The following is a 24,311-nucleotide window of genomic DNA, read 5'->3' as shown; positions in this document are numbered from 1 at the left end:
CGGCGCTGCTGCCGCCCTCTGGCTGGAACTCCGGCAGCGGGAAGATCGCTGTGTGCGCCACGGTCACCTGCTCTTGTCGTAGGGGCGTTCCGGCCAGTGGTGCTTGGGGTAGCGGCCCTTGAGCTCACTGCGCACGCGCAGGTAGCCGTTGCGCCAGAACGACCTGAGGTCGCTGGTCACCGCGGTGGGACGACCGGCGGGGGACAGCAGGTGCACGACCACCGGGACGTCCGCGATCTTCGGGGTGTCGGCCCACTTCATCGCGTCCTGGATGCGGACGTGCAGCGCGGGCGTGTCCTGGGTGTAGTCGACCTTGCCCTGCCCGATGCGCTCCGGGGCGAGCTGGTCGAGCTCCGCCGCCTCCGGCCACGGCAGCAGGTTCCGCAGCACCTGCACGGTGTCGATCTTGGCCAGGTCGGAGCGCTTCTTCGCCTTCCCCAGGTCGAGCGATCCGATCAGGCTCTCGTCGTCGACGCTCGGCCAGTCGCGGGTGCGGTGCAGGAACGCCATGCGTTCGCGCAGGCGCTTGGCGGCGTCGGTCCACTTCAGCAGGCCGAGCCCCTCGGCTTCGAGGCCCATGCGCAGTGCCTGCTGCGACTTGGCCAGGTCGTTCAGCGGGCGTTCGTCCAGGGTGATCGCGCCGAGCTTGCGGACGCTGTTCGCGACGACGTCGCGTTCCCACCGGATGTCGTCCTCGGTGTGCACGAGGGCTTGGGCGGCCGTGACGGCGAGCTCCTCGTCGGCGGGCGCGGCGAGGCGGATGCGGCCGTGCTTGCTGCCCGGTTCGCGGTCGGCGATCGCGACCGCCAGCCACTGGGAGTGCGCGTTGTCGTGCTCGACCGCCGTGCCGTTGGCCATCAGGTAGACGGTGCTGTTCTTGGACCGGCGCTTCGCGAGCCGTTCCGGGTAGGCGAGGGCGACCACGAGGGCGGGATCGCCGTTGCCGTGCGGGTTCGTGCCGAGCTTTTCGAGCTTCTTGGCCTCCTGGCGCCACTTTCCCGGGGCTTTGAGGGCGGTCGCCAGGTCGGTCGTGCTCGGGTGGGAGCTGTCGTCGAGCAGCGCCACGACCTCGGCGGCGGTCCGGTTGCCCGCGAGCGCGCTGCCGTCGATCAACGCCCGGCCCAGGCGCGGGTGCAGGCCGGCGCTCGCGATGCGGTCCCGGCGCTCGGTGTCCTCCAGCGCGCCGATGGAGTGCAACGTCTCCTGGGCGGCCTTCAGCGCACCCTCCGGCGGGGCGTCCCACCAGTTCAGGCCGGAGCCGTCCGGGGTGCCCCACACCGCCAGTTCCAGCGCGAGCCGGGTCAGGTCGGCGGTGCGGATCTCCGGTTCGGGGTAGCGGGGGAGCGTCGAGTGCTCGTGCTCCGGCCAGCAGCGGTAGACCCGGCCGGGAGCCTCACGCCCGGCGCGACCGGCGCGTTGGTCGGCGACGGCCTGCGACACCCGGATCGTGGCGAGACCGGCGAGACCGCGGCGGTGGTCGACGCGGGGGACGCGGGCCAGCCCCGCGTCGACCACGGCGCGGACGCCGGGGACGGTCAGGCTGGACTCGGCGATGCTGGTGGCGAGCACGACCCGTTGCCGCGGACCCGGTGTGAGGGCGGCGTCCTGGACCGCTGCCTTGAGCTGGCCGTGCAAGATCACCGTGTCGGCGTTCAGCAGGCTCGCGGTGCGGTTGATCTCGCGCACGCCGGGCAGGAACGCGAGCACGTCACCGTCCACTTCGGACAAGGCCTTGTTGATCGCGCGTGCGACGGTGTTCTCGATGCGCTCGTTGCGGTTCGGCGGCACGTAGGTGATCGCCGTGTCGAACGTGCGGGCAGCGGTGTGCAGGACGGGTGCGTTGCCGAGCAGGTCCGCGAGCCGTTGGGCGGCAACGGTCGCGGACGTGGCGAGCAGCTTCAGGTCCGGCCGCAGGCCCGCCTTGGCGTCCAGCAGCAGCGCGAGCAGCAGGTCGGCGTCGAGGTGGCGTTCGTGGACCTCGTCGAGCAGCACCGTGCCGACGCCGGTGAGCTCCTGGTCGTGCTGCAGGCGGCGGACGAGCAGGCCGCTGGTCACGACCTCGATGCGGGTGTGCCTGCTGGTCTTGCGGTCACCGCGGACCGAGTAGCCGACGGTGTGGCCGACCGGTTCGCCCAGCAGGCTCGCCATGCGCGCGGCGGCGGCGCGGGCGGCGATGCGGCGCGGCTCGGCGACGACGACCTTGCCGGGCAGGGCGAGCGGCACCAGCGTGGTCTTGCCGGTGCCCGGCGGTGCGACGAGGACCGCCGACCCGTGGTCCTCCAGCGTGCGCAGGAGCTCGGGCAGGACGGACTTCACCGGGAGATCGGGCAGGTGCACGTTCCTGAGTGTGTCAGGGTGGTGGCATGGTGCTGTTGGGTGTGGTGTCCGGAGTGCTGTCCGCACTGCGATCCGCGCGGAACGTGGCGCAGTGGAAGCACGTGCCGATGGTGTCGGAGTCCTCGAAGACCGCCTCCGTGCTGGCCGTGGTCCCCGCGCGCGACGAGGAGGCCACCCTCCCGTCGCTGCTGCCCGGCCTGGTCGGACAGCCGGGGGTGCGCGTGGTGGTCGTGGACGACGCCTCCGCGGATGCGACCGCGAAGGTCGCGCTCGCGCACGGCGCCGAGGTCGTCACGTCGCCGGGACCGCCCTCCGGGTGGGCGGGCAAGGTGCACGCGATGCACCTGGGCGCGCAGGCCGTGCGGGACGAGGAGTGGCTGCTGTTCGTCGACGCGGACATGACCTGCGCACCTGACCTCATTGGCCGGCTCGTGGCCACGGCGTCCGAGCTGGGCGCGGACCTGATCTCGTCGTCCGGGCGGGGGACCGGGCCGGCGTGGTGGTTCCTGCTGCCCGCGTTCAACACGCTGGTGTTCGAGGGCTCGCCGCCGGACGGCAAGGGCCCGACGGCGCTCGCGGTCGGGCACTGCGTCCTCGTGCGGCGGCCCGCGTTCGAGAAGGCCGGTGGCTGGGAGGCGCTGGCCGGGAACCACGCGGACGACGTCGGCATGGCGACCCTGATCAGGGACACCGGCGGGTTCGTGCGGTTCGTCGACGCGTCGGCGCTGCTCACGACCTCCGGCCTGGACACGTTCGGGGACACCTGGCGGTCGCTGCGCAAGAGCATCCAGCCGGCGTTCCGCGACATGTTCGGGGCGCGGGCACGGCCGCTGCTGGCCGCCGCCGGGCTGCTGCACCTCGCGTACGGGCTGGTCCCGGTGCTGCGGTGGCGCTCGCCGTGGTCGTGGCTCGCCTGGGCCGCGCAGGCCGCGTCGCACCGCGAGTTCGTGAAGCGCGTCGGGCAGCCGGAGGCCTCCGCCGTGCTGGCGCCGCTGGCATGGGCGACGATCGGGGTGTTCCTGCTGGACTGTGCGCTGCGACCCGGCGCGAGGTGGAAGGACCGCCGCGTTGGTTGACCCGTTGCGCGACCCGGACGACCCGGACCTGCTCGACCCGTACCAGTCGCGGTCGCTCGCGATCCTCGTCGAGGGCGCGCGGCTCGCGTCCGGTGCCGTCCGGTACGGCAAGGTCGGGCGGGTCGGCTGCGCCGCCGTCGTGATCAATCGGGAGAACCCGCTGCCCACCGGCAACTTCGGCTGCGCGCTCGACGGGTCCTCGGTGGAGGTCGCCTCGACGCTGCTGCGGCTGGAGCAGACGTTCGCGGACGTCGGGCGGGCCGAGGCCGTGGTCTACGCGTCACCGACGACAGTGGACGAGATCGAGGGCATCGCCGACGACTCCGGCTGGTACGCGGTCGAGGAGCTGCAGACCGTGGTGCACCGCGGCCGTGCCGTCGTCGCCGAGGGGGTGCGGCGGGCGGAGGACGCGGACCTGCCGGGGATCGTCGAGCTGCTGTCCGACGAGCTGGTGGGCAACCGGGCGCGGCTGCAGAAGTGGCTCGGCCACCGGCTGGACGATCCGCGGTGCCTGCTGCTGGTCGTGGACGACGGCGAGCGGATCGGCGGGTTCGCCTCCGGCTTCGCCGAGCGCGGCGTGGGCCTGGTCGAGCAGTGCGTGGTGCGACCGGCCCGTCGCCGCCGGGGCGTGGGGCGGTCGCTGGTGGTCTCCGCGGTCGCCGCGCTGCGCTCGGCCGGTGCGGCGCTGGTGGCCTCCCAGGTCGACGAGGGTCCGGGGGAGCGCTTCGCCGAGGCGTGCGGGTTCGTCGCGATGTATCCCGTGACGGCATACGTACGCAGGGTGGATGAGCTGCTCGATTGAAGTGTTCAGTTGCCGCGTGACATATCCTTAGCAGGGCTAAGGGAGGCATGGGGTGCGCGAGCGCTTGCCGGTAGAGGTCTGGGTACTGGTCGCGGCCAGTTTCATCATCGCCATCGGGTTCGGGATCGTGGCACCGGTACTGCCGGTGTTCGCGGCGACGTTCGGGGTCGGGCACACCGCCATCGCGATCCTGATCAGCGTGTTCGCGGGGGTCAGGCTGGCGTTCGCGCCGCTGAGCGGCATCCTCGTCAACAAGTTCGGCGAGCCGCGGATCTACATCGTCGGCATCCTGATCGTGGCGGCCGGTACCACCATGGCCGGGTTCTCCGGCAGCTACTTCGAGATGCTCGGCTGGCGGGCCCTCGCGGGCATCGGGTCGACGATGTTCACCGTCGCCGCGCTCGCGCTGCTCATCCGGATCACCCCGGCGCCCATGCGCGGGCGGGCCTCCGGCATGTGGGCGGCCGGGTTCCTCGTCGGCAACGTGGCGGGCCCGATCGTCGGCGCCGGTCTCGTGCCGTTGGGTCTCTGGGTGCCGTTCGTGTCGTACGGCGCGTTGCTGTGCGTCGCGGCGTTCGTGGTCTGGTTCTTCCTGCGGAAGTCGACGCTGGCGGCGCTGGACAAGTCCGGCGGCGCCGACCACATGCCGTTCATGGACGCCATGCGCCACCGCGCCTACCACGCCGCACTGGCCTCCGGTTTCGCCAACGGCTGGGCCGTGTTCGGCGTGCGCATCTCGCTGGTGCCGGTCTTCGTGATCGAGGCGCTGGAGCAGAGCCCCGCCGTCGCCGGCATCTCGATGTCGGTGTTCGCCGCCGGCAACGCCGCGATGCTGTTCCTCTCCGGCCGCATCGCCGACACCCGCGGCCGCAAGCCGGTCGCCATCGCGGGCCTCCTGGTCAGCGGCGTCACCACGATCTGGATGGGCTTCACCACCGGCACCTGGGACTTCATGGCCGCCTCGCTGATCGCGGGCATGGGCGCGGGCCTGCTGAACCCGCCGCAGAACGCCGTCGTCGCCGACGTGATGGGCGCCCGCGGCCGCGGCGGCCCGGTGCTCGCCGGCTTCCAGATGGTGACCGACCTGGGCGCCATCATCGGCCCGATCTCCGCGGGCGTCCTCGCCGACACCTTCGGCTTCGAGGCCTCGTTCGCCGTCACCGGCGCGGCACTGCTGCTGTCGGTCGTCTTCTGGCTCATCGCCCCCGAGACCCTGCCCACACACGAGGAGGAGCACACGGCCGCGGCCGTGGCACCGGAGTGCGGCGCCCTCGACGAAACGGCCGAGGTCCCACTGGGCGAACGCGTCGGCGGCAAACCACGCCACCCGGAAGCGTGAGCGCGTACTCAGGTTCTTTTCAGCCTGGATCGCTACCCTCGCCCCCGTGGGTGGAGCAGAGCGCAGTGCGCGGAAACGGAAGCAGGCCGCGCGTGCGGTGACCCAGGCTCGCAAGTCGGGCGGGGACAGGACGAAGGTCATCGCCGGCATCGCCGTGGTGGCCGTGCTGGCGGTCGCCGTGATCGGTTACGTGATCTACCAGCAGCAGTCCGGCGACTCGACGACGGACGGCGCGATCCCCGCCGCCCCCGCCGAGAAGGTCATCTCGGCGCCGTCGGTGCGGGACAACAACGTCGTGGTCGTGGGCAAGGACAGCGCCACCACCACCATCGACGTCTACGAGGACTTCCTCTGCCCGGCCTGCGGCCAGTTCGAGGAGATCTACGGCAAGGACCTCAAGACCGCGGTCGAGGACGGCAAGCTCAAGATCCGCTACAACATCCTCCCGATGCTGGACCGCCTCTCCAAGCCGGCCGGCTACTCCTCGCTGTCGGCCAACGCGGGCCTCTGCGCCGCCGACGCCGGCAAGTTCAACGAGTTCCACGCGGCCCTGTACTCGAAGCAGCCCGAGGAGGGCGGCCCCGGCTACACCAAGGACCAGCTGGTCAAACTCGGCAAGGACCTCGGCATCACCGACCCGGCCTTCGAGACGTGCGTGCAGAACGACACCTACAAGGCCCCGCTCACCGACCTCATGTCGAAGACGAGCGCCAACGACGCCCTGAAGAACAACGGCGGCTTCGGCACGCCGACCGTGGCGCACAACGGTTCCCGCGTGGACATGGCGGCCAACGACAACTGGCTGGCCGACCTGCTCAAGTAAGCCCCTCGCTCGTTGACAGCGCCCGGTCCCCGTTCGTTCGTGGGGGCCGGGCGTCTTCGTTCTCGCTGGCCTTCGGCTGTTCGTGGGTGTGCTGCGAGTCACTTCGGTCTTCGGGGGTCGGGAGCTGGGGTGAAACTGGGGTTTGCGGGTGGGTTGGACCGGGGTCTACCAGGGCGGATGGGGGTTCGGGACCCCCGATTTTCATCTTGTGGCACCGATGTTGTACGGTATTGGCACACGAGAACGGCAGGGAAACCAGCCGGGAACGTGGACCTTCAAGGGGCTGTGGCGCAGCTGGTAGCGCATCACACTGGCAGTGTGAGGGTCAGGGGTTCGAGTCCCCTCAGCTCCACCAGAGAACTATATGCACGAACACCTAGAGGGGCGGAGACCGCTAGTCGGTCCTCCGCCCCTTCTGCATTCGCGGTAATGGCTGCTGTGGCGGTCTGGGGGACACGGAATACCGGTGTGATGCGGCCGGGTCCGGTGACCTTGATCTTGACTACGAACGTCTCCACGATGGCCTTGCGCTGGTTGGGGTTGCCCGTCTTGATGATCTCTCGGATGTTGTGGTTCACGCTGTCCAGCGTGGCGGCGTCGGGCATGGTGGGCTCGTTCTCCAGCTCTTCGAGGAGTTCGGCCTCGCGTGCGCGGAGTTGTTGCTGTGTGGTGCGGTGTTCTCGCATGCGTCGCTTGGCGGCTTCGTCGTCGGCGTCGAAGGCATCGGCTTCGAATGCGTCCAGGTACTTGTCGATCTTCGCTGTGACCTTGTTGATCTCGGCCTTGACGGCTTTGAGTTCGGCGGCCACGCCGTCGTGGCTGGAGTCGTAGACCTTGCGGGCGGCTTCCACGGCCTCGCGGATGAGGTCGTGCTGGTTGCTGTAGAAGCTGGCGACGGAGTCGAGGATGGCTTGGTCGAGCGCGTCGGCGTTGATGCGTTCTTGGTCACAGGCGTCTTTGCCGTACTTCAGCCGCTTCATGCACGTGTAGTAGCGGTAGGTCTTGGTCTTGCCGGTTGCGCGGGTGCCGATCATCGCGTGCTTGCACTTGGGGCAGGGCAGGCGGCCGGTGGCGATGTAGTCCGAGCCGCTCGCGGCGCGGTGGGAGTGGCTGTCGCCGCGTTGGTCCATGAGGCGGATGGCTTCGGCGAACTGCTCGCGGCTGATGATCGGTTCGTGTGCGTCCTTGGTGACGATGTCGCGGTAGTGGATCTCGCCGACGTAGGCGTCGTTCTCCAGGATGGACAGAATCCGCTTGAAGGCCCAGAGGCCGCCGCTTCGGGTACGGTGACCGCGTTCGTTGAGCTCGTTCGCGATGGCGCGTGACCCGAGCCGGTCCTTTGTGTACAGCTCGAAGATCAGGCGGATGATCACGGCCTCGGCCTCGTCGCGCAGGAGCTTGTGGGTGACGGGGTCGGTCTTGTAGCCGAACGGGGGTGGGCCTCCCTTCCACTGCCCTGCGTCGGCGGCGCGTTCCATGCCTGCGGTGACGCGGTCGATGATGAGGTCGCGTTCGAACTGGGCGAACATCGCGAGCAGGTTGAGCATCATCCGGCCGACCGGGGTGGAGGTGTCGAACGGCTCGGTGGCGGAGCGGAACGCCACTCCGGCCTTGTCGAGTTCTTCGAGCAGCGTGACGGTGTCGCGCAAGCTCCGGGAAAACCGGTCCACCCGGTACACCAACAACACGTCGATCATGTTCGACTTGGCCCACTGCATCGCCCTCTGCAGATCGGGCCGGTCGGTGGTCTTACCGGAGGCGTCGTCGCTGAACTTCTTGACGATCTTCCATCCGGGTTGCGAGGCCACGTAGGCCTCCAGCCTGGTGTCCTGTGCTTCGATCGAGTAGGGCTGGTTCTCGTCGTCGGTGCTGCGGCGCATGTAGACGCCGACCCGCACGGTGTCGAGATCGAGCGGGGCAGCGGCGGTGCTGACCCTCTTGGCGCGCGTTCGCCTAGACAAAGAAGATCCCCCAAACAATGAACATGCGCGCGCGAATGAGCGCGGTTTTCGGCATAGCTCTGCTAATTCCGGAATTGCCCTCGGTCATGAATCGGAATGTAGCACTATTCAGAAAAGTTTTTAAGCGTGCGGTTCAGGCGATTCGCCGCATTTCGTTCCAGGTATTGATGAGGGTTGCGAGCGCATTTACCGCGTGCTCGCGCTGCGTGTCGTCCAAGGGCTCGGTCTCGATGTGCTCGACCGTCCAGGCCTGCGGCTGGCGGGGTGCTGACTGCATTCGTGGTTCTCCGGGCGCAGAGCGCGGGAGTCCCCACTCCAGCCGAGGAGTGGGGAACTCCTCGGCTGGGTGGGCGTGACTAGGGGATTCGGATGGCTCGGCTCCGCCGAGGCGGTGCCTGTTCGCTTGGTGGCTTGCCACTCGCGGAACGTGCGCTGGCCGATGGCCTTGCGCAGGTGCGGGATGCGGTTCTGCGACATGCCGACCGGGCTCGGTCCGAGCACGGCGTCCAAGTCACTACCGGCGTTGGTGTGCCACCCGGCGGCGGCGATGGCGGCCTCGTCGGGGAAGACGTCGGCCACGCGGTCGGTCGCCGGGTTGATGAGGTGGTCTTCCTTGCCGCCGTAGGAGTAGACCCAGGCGAAGTTCTTGGGCGGGTCGGGCTCCACGAGCCGCTTGAACCGGCTGATCTCCTTGGTGTAGCTGTAGAACAGCACGTCATCGACGTTGCGGGCGATGGTGAGCCAGGCGGTGAGGTAGTCGTCTCGGAAGTAGTCGCCGCTGTCGTGCACGCGGAGCTTGCCGCCCCGGTACTTCGGCGCGGCCAATTCGGTGAGCAGGTCGTCCTGCCACTGCTGCGGGTCGTCGAGGAACCTGGCGAGGTTGCGCGCGTGCTTGGCCTTGACCTGGGGGAACTGGTAGGTGCCAGCGCGGGCGTAGCAGACGTTCGCACAGACACCGGCGCTCGGGCAGGTCAGGACGTTGCGGCCGTCGGCAAGCTTCGCGGCCAGGGCGGGAATGGAGTAGTTGAAGATGCCGTGGCGGCGCAGGCCCGAGTTCTGCGTGATCATGCGCTCGGACCTGCGCCGCCGGTGTGTCGTGGACGTGACGACAGGTCTCCTTGTCGTCAGCCGAGCACGTCGGGGGTCAGCGCCCGGCCGGCGTCGTCACGCGGGTCGGACGTCGGGGTCACGCGGCGCTCGCCGGCGAGGGCCACGCCGAACGCGCCGAGCAGCGCGAGGACGGCGGAGACGGTGCCGGTGATGGCGTCGGCCTGGCCGGTGGTGAGCAGGCCGGAGCCGACGAGCCAGGAGACCAGGGCGGCGATCAGGCCTACCCAGGTCGCGACGGCGCGCAGCGGGCGGGGACGGGGATCGGTCACGGGATGTTCCTCCAGGGTGGGGTGGGTGCCGTCGTGGCGTTCGAGCCACAGCACGAAGGCGCGGCTGCCCTTGATGAGCAGCCAGAGCACGAGGGCGAGGGAGATGACCCAGTGCCCGCCGGTACCGAGTTCGGCGGGCTGGGGGTCGGGGGTCATGGGCGGGTGAGCCAGTCGCCCGCGCGGATGTAGTCGGGGTTGGCGATCCCGTTGCGCGCGGCGATCGCGCCCACGGTGGTGCCCCACCGGACGGCGAGGGCGGAGAGCGTGTCGCCGGGCCGGATCTGGTAGCGCTCACCACCGCCGCCTCCGGCGGGGACGCGGATGACCTGTCCGGCCTGGATGCGGTCGGGGTTGGCGATGCCGTTGGCGCGGGCGAGTTCGCCCACGGTGGTGCCGGTGCGGGCGGCGATGCCGGACAGGGTGTCGCCCCAGACGATGCGGTAGTCGACCCAGCCGGACGGCGCGGTGGGCGGTCCGGGCTGCGGGGCGGGGCCGGTGGCGGGTGCGCCGTCGAGGATCAGGGACCCGATGCTCCAGCCGTTCATGGTGACGTTGCGGTCCACGAGGCCAGGGAAGCCGTTGACGTGGCCTTCCTGGGAGTGCTGGTGCAGTCCGAGGCGGGGGTGGGCGAAGTCGACGTTGCCGGGGTCGCCGTTGTACTGCGCGCACCACAGCACGACGTCGTTGTCGGCCCACTCGTTGGGGCGAAGCTTGCGGGTGAACCAGTACTGGTTGGCGTAGATGGCGATCTGGCGGCGGCCGGAGCGCTCGCGGAACAGGCGGATGAACTCGGCGATGAAGCCGTTGGGGTCGCCGAAGGTGTTGTGCTCCATGTCGAGCATCGGCCACAGCGACCCGGAGCCGAGCAGGCCGCGGGCGTTGAGGTGGGCGATGAAGTGGTTGACCTGGCCGGAGACGTCGCCGGGGTGGGCGTAGTGGTAGCCACCGGCGGCGATGCCGACGCCGCGTGCGCCGTCGGCCTGGGCGGTGGCGGCGGGGTTGACGTAGCCGGTGTCCTCGGTGAGCTTCACCCAGGCGAAGCTGATGTTGTGGCCGCGCACGGCGGGCCAGTCGATGTTGGTGCCCTGCCAGGAGCTGATGTCGATGCCGTAGTCGGTCAAGAGAGCCTTTCCGTTGTGGGAAAACAGAAAGGCCGCCACCTGAGAGGGTGGCGGCCTCTCGGGTGGCGATGAGTGGGTGCGGGTCTAGGTGTGGCGGCGCACGGCGGCGGCGATGTCCTCGGCCTGACGGCGTCTGTCGCGCTCGCGGTCGAGCTCGTCTTCCAGTTCGCTGATGCGGTCTTCGAGCCCGGCGACGCGGTTGCGCAGGGCGGTGAGCTCGGTGGCGTGCGCGGTCTCGCGGGCGGCGAGTGCGGCGAGGTAGTCGGCGCGGTCTGACCGGTTGGCGGTCATGAGCCGGTGGTTGGCGGTGAGCAGGTAGCCCACGACGATCACGAGCGCACCGGCCACACCGAGCTGCGGCAGTAGTGAGGGGTCCACGTACCTCCTAGGTCGAGGCGCTGAGTACACGTTTGGGTGGCAATAGGTCTGCTACGCTCTGCGCTTCCAGGTGCTTCTTGACAGTCGAAATGACTCAGCGTTTGCCCTTCGCCGAGAGCCGCTGAGCCGACTTCTGGTGCTGGTCCGTCGACCGCGTTGGTCGATCGAGCCGGAGCAGCACGGAATTTCTCCTGCCCTGGAATCAGTCGCAACACCGCTCGAACGGCGGTTAGGCGCTCGACCTCTCTGCCGAATGGAGTGTGTGTTGAGTGCGTTGTGGCCGTTGGTCGTTATTGCCGCGCTTGTGTTCGCCGGATGGGTGGTTCACCAGTTCCGACTCATGTGGCTCGGCGACCCAAAGATCAAGCGCATGACGGCACGGGCTGGCATCGGACGGTTTGTTGGCTCGGTTCAGCTGGAGCGCGATGTCGAAACGGGCGCCAAGCCTCTGCCGAGCGGGGACTCTTCGGCACGTCGGAAGCGTCGGCGACGCCGGTGAGCTAAGGGACCTTGACGCCCTCGCGTAGGAACTGCGCGCGGGCGTCGGGGCTCAGGGGCGGGTCGGGGAACAGGCCCGCGTCTGCGGGCGGGCCTGGGCTGGTGGTGGCGCGCAGGGTGAGGACCTGCTGGATGCGGCCGGTGCCGTCGCCGCTGATCTTGTTGCCGACGACCCAGGCCGGGGTGGACAGGGCTGCGCCGACGTCGTCGACGACGCGCACGAGGTCGCCGAGCTGGAGACGTGGGTCGGGCAGGATCTCGACGTCACCGAGCATCGGTAGCGAGGAGGCGGCGACGGCCAGGAGGTAGTCCGCGACGCGTCCGGCTGCGCTGGAGGTCTGGAGCCAGGGGGTTGCGGGGACGACGTAGACCTGTGAGCCGTAGCGGTCGCGGCTGGTCTGGTCGTATCGGCGGATCGAGAACCGTTGCGGGCTACCGGATGCCAGCCGAATGGCGGCGATGGACACCGACGGGGTGCCGGTGCTGGTCGTGAGGAAGAGGTCGTTTCCGGTGCGGTTGCGGAAGGTGATGATCAGCTGGTCGCCGTCGCGTTCGGTGGTGGACTCCACCGCGCCGTGCACACCACCGGACCCGTTGGACTGGAACGAGAAGCGGACGCGGCTGGTGTTGGCGGGGACCGTGGTCGAGTAGACGATGGGCGGCGGGCTGTCGTACTCGGTGCTGTCGTAGTCGTAGCGGAGCACGAGCGTGCCGAACGCGGGAATCCACTGCGGTTCGGTCTCGGTGAACCGCGTGCTCGCGGCCCCGGCCGTGTACGTCGAGTACGGGACGTCGATGACGTTGCGGACGCTGTCGATCGCCTCCGAGACACGCAACGAGGCGATCTCGCGCGCACTGGTCACCGTGGCCGCCGGCGAGCCCACGGAGGTGAAGCGGGTGTTGCTGCGCCACCGGAAGATGCCCAGCTCGTCGAACTCCGCCGTGGCCTGCTCCGCCTTCGCGACAGCGGTGATCACCTCCCATGCGGAGCCTTGGACAGGTGGGATGGCGTTGAGCTGGGAACCGACGTGATCGAGCACCGCGCCGCGCTGCCAGGCCGGTTCCCAGTCGGCTTTGGTGTTAATGAACGTGTCCATGATGGACACCTGCACGGCCTCGACCGGCAGGCCCGCCACCAGCTCGACGTAGTTGAGCTGGGTCGCGGGCATGGTGGGGAAATTACCCATGTCGAGCATCAGGAACGGGTCCGGTGCGTTCGGACCGGACAGGATGAACCAGCCGCGCGGGATGCCGCCGCTCTGGATTCCCCAGTACACGCCGCAGTGCCACCGGCCCCTGCTCCGCAACCGGCCAAGCGTCTGCGTGATCGACGTGCCGTCGGTGCCGAGGCTGACGGAGTCGTTCGTGAAGTCGACGGTGAAGCGGACGTTGTTGGTCTGGTTGTCGGCCTGGAAGAACAAGCCGAGCTGCACCCTCGCGCCGACGCTGCCGAGGTTGGTGTTGTCCACCCAGAACTCGGCCAGCAGCGACGCGCCGGGAACGGTGGTGCGGGTGCGCGGGTCCCACCGCGCCGTGTACTGCCCCCAGCCCGGAAGCGGGGCGATCTCCCACGGGGCGACGTCGCGCCGCCAGTCCAGCAGGTTGAGGGTGTGGTCTCGGTAGAAGCCGATGTTGGGGGCGAGGCCGCCGTGCATGGAGGCGTAGAGGATGCAGCCGCGGCGCGGTGGCGGGCTGGTGTGGATACCCGCGTTGCGCAGCAGGTGGTCCACCACCCACACCCCCGAGGCGATCGGCGTGGTGTTCGCCGAGACGGCCGCGGGCAGCCGCGCCGCGTCGCGCAGGCGTTCGGCGCCGTCGAGCGCGGATAGGTCCACCAGACCGGTGGCGCTGGTGGCGCTGCGGTCGCGGACCATGCCCCGGAAGCTCGGCAGGGCCTCGCCCGCGACGCCCCAGCCGTGGGTGACGGACTGGCGAGGCCGGGTGATGTCGGCGGTGGGGTGAGGGGCGTAGGGGCTGTAGAGCTGCGCAGCAGTTTTGCCGTCGGTGCCGGATAGCGTCATGCGCAGCTCGGCTGACGCACTGCCGTTGGCGGCGCGCATCTGCTCGGGCAGGTCCGAGTCGTAAGCGCGGTCGAGCGTCCACGACGTGACTTGGTCGGTGAGGTCGCGGCCGGCGAGCCGGGTCACGGTGGAGTTGGTGCGCTCGGCGTCGGTCAGGGCGGCGGTGAGTTTCGGGCTAGCGGGGAGTACGGCGCACCTCCACGAGGGTCAGGGACAGGTCGCGGTGCGGCGGCCGGGCCTTGTCGGTGTAGCCGGTCACGGCCATTGCGGGGCAACCGTCACCGAGCGCGCCCAAGTCGCCGGAGGTGATGGGGTCGCCCATGCGCAGCAGCGCCGGGCCGACAGGCTTCGTTCCGGACCAGGCCCGCAGGATCAACCGGGGAAGGGCGAACACCGCACCAGCGGGCGGGACGGCGGTCAGGGCGGGTGCTGGGCCGTGTTCGCTGAGGAATGCCTGGCCCGCCGACCAGAACGACAGGTGGCACTGAGCCTCGGGCAGTCCGGCGGTCATGTGGACGGGCAGGCCGGGGACGACGGGCCAGCCGAACCAGTGCGAGTGCTCGAAGTGCACTTGGTCGTTGTCGCGCGGGTCGGTGACGGTGACGACTCGATCGGCACGTTCGGCGAGCGTGCCCCATCCGGCCATCGTGTAGGCCGCGCGCGGCCCGTAGCCCTGCGACTGTCCGCCTTCCAGAAGGTTGCGGGCGGCGGGGTCGATCACGGCCAGAGGGCCGGGACCGAACACCCCGCGCGCCAACGCCTCAATCCATCCGGCTTCGCCAGGGGCCATCGCGGACCAGGACAGGGACAGGCGGCGGGGTGGCGCTGCCAAGCGGGTAGTGGTGATCCCGCCCGACAGCGCTGCGAACTCCTCGACGCCCAGACTGATGGAGCGGTCCAGATCAGTGGTCGCGTCGCGGACCTCGCGCAGTCCTCCGAGCGGGCCGATCCACAACGAGCCCAACGGCGTCACCTCCGCGACAGTGCGTGCTGGCCCTCAGCGGTGGCGCGGGCGATCTCGGTCGCGCCGACCTGCATCACGACCGGCCGCGCGGCCAGGCGTTCGATCGCGTCGACCAGCGCGGCGAGGTCCGCCGCCTGGCGGTCGTCGCGGCCGGCCGTGGCAGCGGCCTGGGCGGCGAGGCGTTGCGCGGCAACGGGTCCGGTCTCGACGGCGAGCGTGGCGGCGGGGATGCGATCGGTCAGGTCGGCGAGGTAGCGGCGCACGGCCGGTTCCTCGGCCTCGAACCCGTCCACGAGGGAGCGCATGATGAGCACACCGTTGGCGCGCAACAGCTTCGCGTCCCTATCGGGTGGCCCCTTCCAGTCGGGCAGCAGGTCGGTCAGCTCGCGCAGCTTCGCGCGCACGGAGCTGATCATGGACTCGATGCCGCGCAGGAAGCCGCGAATCAGGTTCTTGCCCGCTTCGAGCAGCAGGGAGCCGACGTTGCCGAAGCTGGACAGGATCTGTCCTGGCAGGCCGCCGAAGAATCCGAGCAGGGATCGCACGCCGAGTTCCGCGCCGGAGACCAGCAGCCGCCAGGCGGCCGAGGCGATGTCTTGGACGCCGCGCCAGGCCCGCGACCAGTCACCGGACAGCAGCGCTAGCCCGGTGGTGATCACGCCTTGGATGAGCGAGAGGGCGGCGGAGATGATCTCCAGGGCGTTGCGGAACACGGGTTTCACGCCGTCGTTGATGAACAGCTTCAGCGCGGGAATGACGTACTCGACGAACAACGCGGCGAGCTTGAGCAGCCCGGCGTTCCAGACGGTCATGATCGTCAGGGCCTGCGTGATCACGGGCACGAGCTCGCCGAGCAGCGGCAGCAGTTCGGGCAGCAGCTCGGAGACGATGCGCAGCAACAACGGCGTCATCGGCAGCAGGCCCTCGCTCCAGAATTGCACCCAGGCCGCGACGAGCGGCGGGATCAGCGGAACGAGGTTGCGCAGCGCCTCGGCCAGGATCTTGCCCAGCAACATGCCGGTCTCGACCAGTGACGGCGTGGCGGCCGACAGGTCGAGCGCGGTCACGAGCTGGCGGATGGACTCGACCAACACGGGCAGGACGGGCCGGGCCTGCTCCCAGGCGGCCAGCAGGACGTCCGAGAAGACCGTCGCCAGGATCGTGACCAGCGGTAGCGCGGCCTCGATGGCCTGGATGAACGCGCCGCCCAGCTCGGTGGCGATCGGGGTCAGCGCGCCGAGCAGCGCGGACAGCGCGGGCACGGCCGTGCGGAGCGCCTGGACGAGCAGCTGGCCGACGGCGGAGATCAGCGGTTTGGCCGCGCGGGCGAGTTCGAGCAGGTCCGGGGTCAGTTCGCGGATGCCGTCGGCGAGAGCGCCGCCGACGAGCTCCTGCACGAGCTCGCCGACCACGGGCGCGAGCTCGGCGGCGATACCGGAGACCGCGCCCAATGCCGGCACGAGCACCGAGGCGAGCGCCTGCGCCGCGACCCCTGCGAGGGGCGCGAGGGCTCCCAGGATCTCGGCGGCCGGTTTCGCGCCAGCGGCCAGCGTCGTGAAGGCCTGCCCGAGCGATGTTCCGAGCTGACCGACAGCGGGGATCGTGTCGGAGGCGAACGCGCGGCCTACGGCCTCCAGCAGTGTCAGCAGGCCGGAGGAGGCGTCGGAGAGACCGCCGAAGAACTGTTGCAGGGCAACGGTTCCCTCCGCAGAGCGGAGGAACGCGAGCATGGAGCCGGTCAGGGCGGACAGGGTGGCGAACAGGCTTGCGCCGTTGGTGTTCGCGGCGGACAGGACCGTGAACACGATCCGGCCCAGGTTGGCCACGGTGATCAGGAAGTCGCCGACCGCCGACAGTCCGGCGCTCATCCACTCGTGAAGCTGCCCGGTTTCCCGGGCGCGCCTGACGAAGTCGGCCAGACTTGTTGCGCCATCAGCGAATCCGGACGCGAAGCCTGGCAGGAACTCGGAGCCGACCGCCGCTAGGTCACGGATGATCTGGAGTAGCGGCGCGGCCCCGCCGGACAGGGCGCGGACGGACTGGCCGGTCTGGTCGAGGATCAGCCGGACGTCGTCGACGGTGCGGCCGTCACGGGCGAACGTCGCGGCGTTGCGGGCGGCTTGGTTGAAGCCTCCGGCGATGTCGGCCAGGCCGCCGCGCAGCATCGGCATGTAGGTGCCGCCGAGCTGCTCGACCTCCTTACCCAGCCCGTCGAACAACCTTGTGCGGACGTCGAGCTGGAGGCCGTCGAGTTGCGGCCGCAACGCCCGCACGGCGTCGGTGGTCTCCCGCATCGCGGTCGGGAAGTCCTTGACCGCCTTGGCGTAGTCCTCGGCGGACTCCGCCTTGAACGCATCAGACAGACCCTCTACGCCGAGCTTGAGCGTGTTGACCGCGACGGCCGCGGCGATGCCCACGGCCGGGAGCACCAGCAGCGAACCCGAGGCCGTAGCTGCCGCCGCACCCAGACCACCCGTGAGGCTGATGGCCTGCGCCAGGACTGCGGCGTAAGCCCCGTACTTCAGCGTGGCCGCGCCTACGCTGGCGGTGTTGCCGACGATGGACGCGGTGGTGCCGGTGATCGCGCGGTCCAGCTGTCCGAGCCCGGCAAGGCTGGCGGTGAACGACTTGTCCAGAACCGCCCGAATCTTGATTTCCTTGCGGCTCTGCCGTTCCCGCAGCGCAGTGGCTTCGCGTTCGGCGGGCAGGGTGTCGAGCTGGGCGAGCAGCCGCATGGCGGTCTGGTCGCCCTGAGCTGCGAGCTGCTGGAGCTGCGCGCGGGCCAGCGCGGTCTGGATCTGCGCGCCGAGGCTGATGTTCGGTGCGCCGCGTTCTTCCTCGTTGATGGCCTTCTTCACGGCCGCGCCGAGGCCGACGAGGGAGGGCAGGACCTTGAGGTAGGTGTGGCCGACGTAGGTCAGTGGCGATCACCCGCCACGCATCCACAGCGCGATCTCGCGCATGGACTTCGGTTCCGGGCCGGTATCACCTCCTCCGGCCGCCGTGGCGGTGGAGGCGGCGGGCGGGTCGAACGGGCCGGTGACGTCGGTGTCGGTGACCTTGTGCCCGAGCGCGGTGGCGACCGTGGCCCACAGCAGCGTGACCCGGCGTTCCAGCGCGGCCAGCGCGAGATCCGTCCGAGTCCAGCCGGCGTCCGGCCCTGCGGACCGCCACACGGCCGCGTCTTCGGGCAGGTTCGCGATCAGGGCGCACACGCGGCGGTAGGACAGGCGGCCTCGGTAGAGGTCGAGCAGGTCGACCCCGTACCGCAGGAGGTCGGTTTCGAGTGCTTCGGCGGTGGTGTCGTCGGCCAGCAGGCGGCCGACGACTACGGGTTTCCCCGCCCCAGCTCCCGCATGATGGCGCGGCTGAAGTCGTCGGCGTCGCCGGTGGTCTTCGCGATCGTGCGCAGCGTCGCGTACTGGTCCTCACCGAGGATCATCCGCAACGCCTTGAGGGTCTGGCCGTTCTCCTCGGCCTCGATTGCGTCGAGCGGGTAGTCCTCGGGCCGGGGCAGGCTGAACCGCTTGCCCCGCCACATCACCGCCGAACCGGGCGCGTCGCCGTGGTTGGGCTTGCCGGTCGCCTCACGGCGCTGGCGCTGACTCACAGTCGTTGTCTCCTAACGGTTTCAGTCGGACTTGCCGGGTGCGGCCAGCGAGCCGCTGCCGGGGGTGGCCAGCAGGACGGCGGGGTCGTCGGTCAGCCACACGGCCAACGTGGTGCCCGAGGCCGGGGAGAGCGCGGCGAAGGTGAGGCCCCAGCGGGCTTCCTGGGTGCGGGTCCACTGGGCGTCGGCGGTCTCGGAGACCTCGACGCGGGGGACGTAGAGCCGGTGGTGGTAGATCTCGGTGGCGCTGATCTGGTCTGTCCAGTCCACGCACAGCGCGCGTTCGTCGCCTTTGGGGACGGCGCTGATCTCGGCGCGGTACTTCTTGCTGCCGGTGCCGACCTCGGCGAAGGTCATGCCGCCGAAGTAGACGCCGAGCACCGCGCCCTTGGACTCCTGGAACACGCTGGCGACGGTGAGTTCCTGGGAGGTGTAGATGTAGCGGGCGGGGGTGATCTGCTGCCAGTGCGTGGTGCCGGACTTCTCGATCGTGCGCTTGATCGTCACGCCGTCTTCGGTGGACAGGCCGAGGCCGGTCCAGGCGGCGGGCAGTGCGGCGGTGGCGTCGGGTGGTTCTGGGGTGCCGGGTGGGGCGAGGGACAGTTCCCCGGTTCCGGGGACTCGGACAAGGGTCGGGTGCAGGCTCAAGCGGGCGGCCTCCAGAGCGGAGGCCGTGCGCTTCCGGAATCGTCTCGAGTAACGGAGGCGGGAGCCTCCGTAGCGGGAACAGGGTCAGGGGTGGGTGGGTGTCCGGATACGGACGGCGGCCGTAGCGGTCGCGAGGGGCTTGCGGGTGTGCGGGTCGGGTGCGGCGATCGGACCCACGATCGGCTCCACGTCGAGCAGGCCGCGCACTCCGCGCAGGGAGCACAGCACGGCGAGCGCGAGACCGGCCGCGGCCTTGGCGTCGTGGTCGGTGCGGTGCCAGCACGTCAGCCGGATCACGACGCGTTGCACGGCGGGCCAGCGCCAGGTGTGGCCTTCTTCGGCGAGGCGCAGCCACGGCAGCGACGGCGGCCCGCCCTGCTGGCCGTGGCCGGTTTCGGTGCCGACCTTCAGGCCGGACAGGACGGGTTCGGGGCGGGCGGCCAGCAGCGGGCGCAGCACCGCGAGGACGAGTTCCACCGCGTCGACGGGGACCGGAATCGGGCCGGTCATGTGTCGCGGCGGGTGTCGATGCCCTCGACGTCGAGGCCGAGCGCACCGGCCGCGCGGGTCAGGACGCCGTGCTTGGCCTCCATGCCCATCCCGGCCGGGTGGCGCACGGCCACGGTGTAGGCGACGCGGTCAGGGGCGGGGTCGTGCAGGACGTCGACGGGCAGCAGGTCGCCGGAGGTGACCCGGTGGCCCTGCGAGCGGGCACCGGTCGCGATCTCCTCGGCCAGGGCTTTGATGTGCGCAGCCAGTTCGGGGGAGTTGAGGACTTCGGCGACGCCGTCACGGTCGACGCGGAAGCCCTGGAAAGCGCGGGGCATGGTCAGCCCTCCACTTCGATCAGCCGCACCCAGAACCGGGTCCGGCCAAACGCCGGTTCCCACATCTCCGGATCGCCGTCGACACGGAACGTCCGGCCGCGCCATTCGACCTGTTCTCGCGGGCCGACCGGGGAGTAGGTGAACAACCTCCAGCGTGAAATCACCGGCTGGCGGCCGGTCTCCACCGGCTCAGTCGAGGTGTGGGGCTGCACGTAGCCGCGCACGTCGCGGCGAGGCGCGCCAGGGCCGTAGAACAGAGCTGGGGCGGGATTTCCGTACTGGTCTTCGACCTCGAGCGGCTCAACGAACGTGACGATATGAGGGAGCTGCACCCTCACCTCCTTCGGTAACAGGACAGGTCGGCGACTGATACACCAGGACCAGGGGGAAGGCGAGAACCAGCGTTGACGGGCAGAACTTGACGAGCTGGAGAGCACGCGCGGTGCTCGTGGCGTCGGTGCTCCTGCTGCTGTCCTGCGCGGTGGGCAATGTGCTGCTCGCCGTCACCGAGTCGGCATGGTGGCCGGTGATCACCGCCGTGGTGTGGTGGGGTGCCGCTGCCGGCGTGACGGCCTGGGGTACGGCGGCGGCTAGGTCCAGATCGAGAACGCTCCGCGGGGTGTCGGAACGGGCGGGCGCAGGAGTGCCAGCTCATCGGCGGTGAAGTACAAGCCGCCGCCGTCGTGAGCAAGAGTGCGGGTGTGCCCGCCGATCGCCTCTTCCTTCAACCCCTCGGGTGGGGCGGAGAACGCGCGCAGAACGACAGAGCTCACCACACCCACCGCCGTGGCGGGTGGCGGGTCGGTCATCGTCGGGACGAGGGTCCGGGCCATCGCCGAGGCGTCCGCGCACAGGATTGTGACGCGGGCGCGTTCGGCCGGGGTGAACTCGTGCTCAGTGCGGGCCTGGACGTCGTCGACGGTGGCCAGAGAAGTGGGCGCAGACATGGGCACCACCGCGCAACTCGAAGGCCCGAACCGGCCGCAGTTGTCCACAACCCGCGAGTTATCCACAGGCGAGACGTCGGAAGCAGCATCATGCGAAAGGCGATGTGCACACTGCGAGGCGTTGAAGACGGAGAGACCCGCTTCGCGCTGAGCGGTATGGCAGAATTGGCGTGGGTGCCTACCTCTTTGCAGCCAAACGCTTGCGCTATGAGGTTGGTCTCCCCCCTTCAACACCTGTCGCGTTGGGTTGAAGGGATTGCCCATGTGGGCCTGGTTGGTCGGCATCTACGCCGTCGTGCTCGCGTTGCTCATCGGCTTTGCAGGGATCGTTGCCTCCTGGGTGGACGACGAGAAGAAGCGCCGCGACGCGTTCAAGGTCCTCAAGCTGGTGCTGGTGGCCGTCACCGGTGCGGGCGGTCTGTTCGCCTCAGCGATGGCCTTGCATCAGGCAGGCCTGTTGTGACGACCACCAGCAGTGGGTCAGCTCGGCGTCTGGTCCTTGGCGGGTCGGCCGCCGACCGCGCGCACGCCCAGTTCCGCGGGCAGTGCGCGCAGGGCGTCGGCGGTGGCCTTATCGGTCACCTCGGCCTCGCCGTCGACGAACGTCACGCCGAGGTCGTGCACGACGAGTTCCTTGTAGACGCTGGATGTGAACCTCACGCGCCACCACCCCCAGCGGCGGCCGTGGTGGTCAGGCCGGTGACCTTGCCGTGCGCGATCTCCGGCCCGTACTCCAGCGAGATCTCACCGTAGATCTGCGCCTTGTCGGTAGAACCGGTGCGCGCCAACGGCTCCGAGAACAGGAAGCCCTTGCCGGGGGTCTCCAGCAGCACGGGGGCGCACTGGTCGAGGCTGACCACCTGCACGGTGTCGGCGGGCATGTAGCGGTTGAGCATGATGTTGAGCCGCCCGAAGTCCGTCTCGATGGTGGAGACGGAGACGCCGCCGACGTTGCGCGACTGCTCCTGGTAGTTCTTCTTCGTGACGAACTCGTTGGTGAGCTGACGCTTCTGCCACGCCCCGCACATCAGCGTTGCGGTCTCGGAGACCTGGATGCCGCCGTTCTCCCAGACCTTCTGCAACAGGTCGAGGATCATCGCCTCGGTCAGCGGCTTGGCCGTGGCGTTGGTGATGACGTTGGTCTTGGTGGCCTCCAGGATGCCGCGCGTCTTGCGCACCGTGGAGTTGTCGGTGGGCTCCTGGAACTTGCCCGTGATGAACCCGAGCTCGACGTCACGGCCGATCTGGACGAGCGCCTGGCGGGTCTGCCAGTCCATCTCGTTGAGGACCGCGTTCGTGCCGCCGATGCTCGCGGCGTTCGGGTTCGCCGAGCCCGTGCCGGCGAACATGTTCTGGGAGGCCTGCCGGGTGTAGGAGACGCCCACCGTTTCCTGGTGGATCTCCAGGACGTTGCGGTCCTGGCCTCGAACGCGGGTCTCTGCGGCTGGGGCGTCGCCGCCTTCGAGGCGCTGCCGGTTGGCGTCCGGCGGGCGCAGGTCGTACACCGACCAGGTGTGCACGACGCCGTTCGCGCGCTTGCCCCCGGTCAGGCCGCCGATGCTGGACAGAAACGGCGTGTCGGAGGGGGTGAGGGCGAAGAGCTCGCCGACGTAGTTCGGGCTGTTGTAGGTGTTCGCGATGGCAGCAATGCCAGGCATGGAATCCTTGGGGTGTAGGGGATTCCTCGGCGTGCCACCGTCCGGGGACCTGCCGCAGCGCAGGAGAGCGGGCGGCATCGCGAGCGTGTGGTTGTGGGGGTTCTCGGCCGCCCGTCCCTACTTGCGCGTGTGCGCGAGAGTCGCCGTCAGGCGGTGCCGAGTATTCACGGTGAATAGGGAAGGTTGTGCCAGGTCAGCGCTGCTCGCGCGCCATCGCGGCGAGTCGCTGGTTCTTCAGAGAGATGGCCGTTGCCCAGTCGCCTCGGGCCTCGGCGTCGCGGATCTGCTCCGCGGTGCCGGACGGGCCGTTGCGCTGCCCCTGCGACGGGTCGGGAGCCGGGCGGCGGGGGCCGTCGACGCGGGCGAGGTGCGGGCGCTGGGTGAGGACCGCGGCGAGGTCCGCTGCGATGGCGGCCGTGTCGACGGTGCCGTCCTCGGTGAGGTAGCGGTCGCGGTCGTCGAGGTAGCGCGGCGCGTCGGACGGGTCGGCCCAGCCGGTCGCGGCGGCGCGGATCTCCGCGTCCAGCGCGGTGCGGCGCATCGTGGCGAGCTGCTGTTCCATCGCCGTGGCGCGGGCGGTGGCGCGTTCGGCCTCGGTCTGCTGGGAGGCCTCGATCTCGTCCAGCCGCTTGGCCTTGTCGCGGTGCTCGCGCGCCGTGGTCTCGGCCTTGGACAGCTTCGTCTGCGCCTGCTCGTAGAGCGCCTTGTAGTCCGGGGTGGACGTGTCGGCGGGCGGCTCGGTGACGGGGGCTGATGGCTGGACTGGCGGGGCGGCCGGGGCCTGTGCGGGGGCGTTGGGCGGGTTCTCGGCAGGGGTGGCGGGTGAGTCGGTCGGCTGGGACAACGGGAGGAGAAACCCCCTTTCCGGGGCGAGGAGGAAATAGGAAACCCTCAGGTCAGCGCAGGTAGCCGAACCTGCGGAGCTGGCGGATTAGCTCGGCGCGGTCGGGGACGGTGTTGACCAGTTGAGCGGCGGTGGGACGCGGGACGCGGGAGCGGCTGTACCGGCCGCCTTGTTTGGCCAGCTCGCCGAGCTGGCGGCCGTGGCCGCGCACAGTGGTGGCGTCGAGGGTGTACGCGTGCCCGCCCGCGACGTAGACGGCGTTCTTCCGGCGAGCGTTGACCACGCGCGAGATGTCGGCACCGGCCCGGATCGCCTCGGCGTCACCGACACCGAAGGCCTTGTTCTGCTGCTCCGGGGTCATGGACTCGAACAGGCCGCGCGGGGTGTTGCCGGGCCGGTCGTCGCGCCACTGGTCATGGGTGACGGGCCGCATGTCGCAGTCACAGCGCGGATGGCGCAGGAAGCCGGTGGAGAAGCTGTAGAGGCGTCCGGCCAGCAGGATGCAGCGCCCGCACGCGGGCAGCGTCACAACGCGCTCGTATCCAGCGAGCTCGGGTTCGAGGATCGCCGTCGTGTGGCGGGCGAGGCGGCCGGCGTCGGCCGTCTCCGTGGTGACGTAGGTCAGCAGCTTGGCCAGGCCGAGCGCGCGGGCCTCGGACGGGGGCACGCCGGCGAGCAGTGCCAGCCGGTAGCGGCGCAACGCGAAGTCCACTAAAGCGGCCAGGGGCAGGCCGTTGGCGGCTACACCCGCGAACATCGCGGCCACGAGCGCACCGACCGGGTTGGACACCGCACCGAGCGCGGCCAGCGTGGCGGCGATGTACAGCGGGGCCAGCGCGGCGGACTCGGTTTGCGCCTCTTCCAGTGCTGCGACGACCTGCAGGCGGACGGCTGCGGCGGCGGTCGAGTCAGGTGCCGCGCCGTCGAGGTCACGCCAGGCGGTCTGTGCCTGGTTGGCGACGGTGCGGACGATGCGCTGCTGTGCTGTGTAGAACTCGGCGTCGACCTCGGTCATGGGCTCGGTCATCAGCATCACCACCCGGTCACCCGGTCGGGGAGGGCAACGAGCCGGACCGCG

General features: G+C 69.9%; 24 protein-coding genes, 1 tRNA gene and 1 pseudogene. 6 read left to right on the top strand and 20 right to left on the bottom strand.

The features are described 5' to 3' along the window. Positions 1-63: 63 nt before the first annotated feature. On the bottom strand, positions 64-2,337 hold the full coding sequence (gene hrpB / locus ACZ7CF_RS33090) for an ATP-dependent helicase HrpB (RefSeq protein ID WP_470371447.1): 2,274 nt from the start codon (positions 2,335-2,337) through the stop codon (positions 64-66). A 26-nt stretch (positions 2,338-2,363) separates the two neighbouring features. On the opposite strand from hrpB, the gene ACZ7CF_RS33085 reads away from it, so the two are divergent. The 5 genes from ACZ7CF_RS33085 to ACZ7CF_RS33065 all read left to right on the top strand — a co-directional run bounded on the left by ACZ7CF_RS33085 (position 2,364) and on the right by ACZ7CF_RS33065 (position 6,732). Beyond that, positions 2,364-3,413 (top strand): glycosyltransferase family 2 protein, encoded by a 1,050-nt coding sequence (locus tag ACZ7CF_RS33085; RefSeq protein ID WP_470371446.1) that lies wholly within the window; start codon positions 2,364-2,366, stop codon positions 3,411-3,413. Beyond that, positions 3,406-4,215: a GNAT family N-acetyltransferase gene (locus ACZ7CF_RS33080; RefSeq protein WP_360397916.1), complete on the top strand. Its 810-nt coding sequence runs from the start codon at positions 3,406-3,408 to the stop codon at positions 4,213-4,215. Before ACZ7CF_RS33085 ends, ACZ7CF_RS33080 begins: the two co-directional genes overlap by 8 nt. A 52-nt stretch (positions 4,216-4,267) precedes the next feature. Continuing rightward, a complete protein-coding gene (locus tag ACZ7CF_RS33075) occupies positions 4,268-5,554 on the top strand; it encodes an MFS transporter (protein ID WP_360397918.1) in 1,287 nt (428 codons plus the stop codon). A gap of 46 nt (positions 5,555-5,600) precedes the next feature. Beyond that, the gene (locus tag ACZ7CF_RS33070) at positions 5,601-6,377 is read left to right on the top strand and encodes a DsbA family protein (protein WP_470371445.1); all 777 of its coding nucleotides are present in this window, start codon (positions 5,601-5,603) and stop codon (positions 6,375-6,377) included. Positions 6,378-6,656: 279 nt separating this feature from the next. Further along, positions 6,657-6,732 (top strand) — tRNA-Ala (locus ACZ7CF_RS33065). On the opposite strand, the gene ACZ7CF_RS33060 is transcribed toward ACZ7CF_RS33065, so the two are convergent. The 15 genes and pseudogenes from ACZ7CF_RS33060 to ACZ7CF_RS32990 form a co-directional block, all read right to left on the bottom strand. Continuing rightward, positions 6,683-8,257, bottom strand: a complete 1,575-nt coding sequence (locus ACZ7CF_RS33060; protein WP_470371481.1) for a recombinase family protein — start codon at positions 8,255-8,257, stop codon at positions 6,683-6,685. The genes ACZ7CF_RS33065 and ACZ7CF_RS33060 overlap by 50 nt on opposite strands. A 477-nt stretch (positions 8,258-8,734) precedes the next feature. Next, positions 8,735-9,406: pseudogene (locus ACZ7CF_RS33055) on the bottom strand (GP88 family protein); the annotation flags it as partial. Between the two features lie 56 nt (positions 9,407-9,462). Then, positions 9,463-9,873 carry a hypothetical protein gene (locus ACZ7CF_RS33050; RefSeq protein WP_470371444.1) on the bottom strand — a complete coding sequence of 137 codons (411 nt, stop codon included), beginning with the start codon at positions 9,871-9,873 and terminating at the stop codon, positions 9,463-9,465. Next, positions 9,870-10,838 (bottom strand): LysM peptidoglycan-binding domain-containing protein, encoded by a 969-nt coding sequence (locus ACZ7CF_RS33045; RefSeq protein ID WP_470371443.1) that lies wholly within the window; start codon positions 10,836-10,838, stop codon positions 9,870-9,872. Before ACZ7CF_RS33045 ends, ACZ7CF_RS33050 begins: the two co-directional genes overlap by 4 nt. Before the next feature lie 84 nt (positions 10,839-10,922). After that, positions 10,923-11,216 carry a hypothetical protein gene (locus ACZ7CF_RS33040; protein WP_470371442.1) on the bottom strand — a complete coding sequence of 98 codons (294 nt, stop codon included), beginning with the start codon at positions 11,214-11,216 and terminating at the stop codon, positions 10,923-10,925. A 500-nt stretch (positions 11,217-11,716) separates the two neighbouring features. Further along, positions 11,717-13,861 (bottom strand): hypothetical protein, encoded by a 2,145-nt coding sequence (locus ACZ7CF_RS33035; protein WP_470371441.1) that lies wholly within the window; start codon positions 13,859-13,861, stop codon positions 11,717-11,719. A 49-nt stretch (positions 13,862-13,910) separates the two neighbouring features. Beyond that, a complete protein-coding gene (locus tag ACZ7CF_RS33030) occupies positions 13,911-14,708 on the bottom strand; it encodes a hypothetical protein (protein WP_470371440.1) in 798 nt (265 codons plus the stop codon). Then, the gene (locus ACZ7CF_RS33025; RefSeq protein WP_470371439.1) at positions 14,705-17,557 is read right to left on the bottom strand and encodes a phage tail protein; all 2,853 of its coding nucleotides are present in this window, start codon (positions 17,555-17,557) and stop codon (positions 14,705-14,707) included. Before ACZ7CF_RS33025 ends, ACZ7CF_RS33030 begins: the two co-directional genes overlap by 4 nt. A 69-nt stretch (positions 17,558-17,626) precedes the next feature. After that, on the bottom strand, positions 17,627-17,914 hold the full coding sequence (locus tag ACZ7CF_RS33020) for a hypothetical protein (protein WP_470371438.1): 288 nt from the start codon (positions 17,912-17,914) through the stop codon (positions 17,627-17,629). 113 nt (positions 17,915-18,027) lie between these two features. Next, positions 18,028-18,309, bottom strand: a complete 282-nt coding sequence (locus ACZ7CF_RS33015; RefSeq protein ID WP_319988569.1) for a hypothetical protein — start codon at positions 18,307-18,309, stop codon at positions 18,028-18,030. Positions 18,310-18,330: 21 nt separating this feature from the next. Further along, complete coding sequence (locus ACZ7CF_RS33010) at positions 18,331-18,957, bottom strand: phage tail tube protein (RefSeq protein ID WP_470371437.1); 627 nt, start codon at positions 18,955-18,957, stop codon at positions 18,331-18,333. A gap of 84 nt (positions 18,958-19,041) precedes the next feature. Then, entirely contained in the window at positions 19,042-19,467 is a 426-nt protein-coding gene (locus ACZ7CF_RS33005; protein ID WP_470371436.1) for a hypothetical protein, read from the bottom strand. After that, positions 19,464-19,784 carry a hypothetical protein gene (locus ACZ7CF_RS33000; protein WP_470371435.1) on the bottom strand — a complete coding sequence of 107 codons (321 nt, stop codon included), beginning with the start codon at positions 19,782-19,784 and terminating at the stop codon, positions 19,464-19,466. Before ACZ7CF_RS33000 ends, ACZ7CF_RS33005 begins: the two co-directional genes overlap by 4 nt. A gap of 2 nt (positions 19,785-19,786) precedes the next feature. Continuing rightward, the gene (locus tag ACZ7CF_RS32995) at positions 19,787-20,116 is read right to left on the bottom strand and encodes a hypothetical protein (RefSeq protein ID WP_470371434.1); all 330 of its coding nucleotides are present in this window, start codon (positions 20,114-20,116) and stop codon (positions 19,787-19,789) included. Positions 20,117-20,374: 258 nt separating this feature from the next. Beyond that, positions 20,375-20,731 carry a hypothetical protein gene (locus tag ACZ7CF_RS32990; RefSeq protein ID WP_470371433.1) on the bottom strand — a complete coding sequence of 119 codons (357 nt, stop codon included), beginning with the start codon at positions 20,729-20,731 and terminating at the stop codon, positions 20,375-20,377. A 262-nt stretch (positions 20,732-20,993) separates the two neighbouring features. Here ACZ7CF_RS32990 and ACZ7CF_RS32985 point away from each other — a divergent pair, with 262 nt between their 5' ends. After that, positions 20,994-21,194, top strand: coding sequence for a hypothetical protein (locus ACZ7CF_RS32985; protein WP_470371432.1), 201 nt, complete (start codon positions 20,994-20,996; stop codon positions 21,192-21,194). Positions 21,195-21,211: 17 nt separating this feature from the next. On the opposite strand, the gene ACZ7CF_RS32980 is transcribed toward ACZ7CF_RS32985, so the two are convergent. The 4 genes from ACZ7CF_RS32980 to ACZ7CF_RS32965 form a co-directional block, all read right to left on the bottom strand. Beyond that, entirely contained in the window at positions 21,212-21,391 is a 180-nt protein-coding gene (locus tag ACZ7CF_RS32980; protein ID WP_470371431.1) for a hypothetical protein, read from the bottom strand. Then, positions 21,388-22,389 carry an SU10 major capsid protein gene (locus ACZ7CF_RS32975; RefSeq protein ID WP_470371430.1) on the bottom strand — a complete coding sequence of 334 codons (1,002 nt, stop codon included), beginning with the start codon at positions 22,387-22,389 and terminating at the stop codon, positions 21,388-21,390. The genes ACZ7CF_RS32980 and ACZ7CF_RS32975 overlap by 4 nt, the downstream gene beginning before the upstream one ends. A 193-nt stretch (positions 22,390-22,582) precedes the next feature. Beyond that, a complete protein-coding gene (locus ACZ7CF_RS32970) occupies positions 22,583-23,233 on the bottom strand; it encodes a hypothetical protein (protein ID WP_470371429.1) in 651 nt (216 codons plus the stop codon). A gap of 52 nt (positions 23,234-23,285) precedes the next feature. Then, positions 23,286-24,260, bottom strand: a complete 975-nt coding sequence (locus ACZ7CF_RS32965) for a VG15 protein (RefSeq protein WP_470371428.1) — start codon at positions 24,258-24,260, stop codon at positions 23,286-23,288. Between the last annotated feature and the right edge of the window lie 51 nt (positions 24,261-24,311).

This window comes from Lentzea sp. NPDC036955 (genome assembly GCF_055608005.1).
The sequence above is the reverse complement of the archived record's forward strand: the minus strand, read 5'-3'. Positions and strand labels throughout refer to the sequence as shown.

Bases quoted from the DNA above. Each gene is read 5' to 3' on its own strand.
- ACZ7CF_RS33085 (WP_470371446.1), top strand. From the start codon at position 2,364: ATGGTGCTGTTGGGTGTGGTGTCCGGAGTGCTGTCCGCACTGCGATCC.
- ACZ7CF_RS33060 (WP_470371481.1), bottom strand. From the start codon at position 8,257: ATGCGCCGCAGCACCGACGACGAGAACCAGCCCTACTCGATCGAAGCA.
- ACZ7CF_RS33050 (WP_470371444.1), bottom strand. From the start codon at position 9,873: ATGACCCCCGACCCCCAGCCCGCCGAACTCGGTACCGGCGGGCACTGG.
- ACZ7CF_RS33005 (WP_470371436.1), bottom strand. From the start codon at position 19,467: ATGACCGGCCCGATTCCGGTCCCCGTCGACGCGGTGGAACTCGTCCTC.
- ACZ7CF_RS33000 (WP_470371435.1), bottom strand. From the start codon at position 19,784: ATGCCCCGCGCTTTCCAGGGCTTCCGCGTCGACCGTGACGGCGTCGCC.
- ACZ7CF_RS32990 (WP_470371433.1), bottom strand. From the start codon at position 20,731: ATGTCTGCGCCCACTTCTCTGGCCACCGTCGACGACGTCCAGGCCCGC.
- ACZ7CF_RS32985 (WP_470371432.1), top strand. From the start codon at position 20,994: ATGTGGGCCTGGTTGGTCGGCATCTACGCCGTCGTGCTCGCGTTGCTC.
- ACZ7CF_RS32975 (WP_470371430.1), bottom strand. From the start codon at position 22,389: ATGCCTGGCATTGCTGCCATCGCGAACACCTACAACAGCCCGAACTAC.
- ACZ7CF_RS32965 (WP_470371428.1), bottom strand. From the start codon at position 24,260: ATGACCGAGCCCATGACCGAGGTCGACGCCGAGTTCTACACAGCACAG.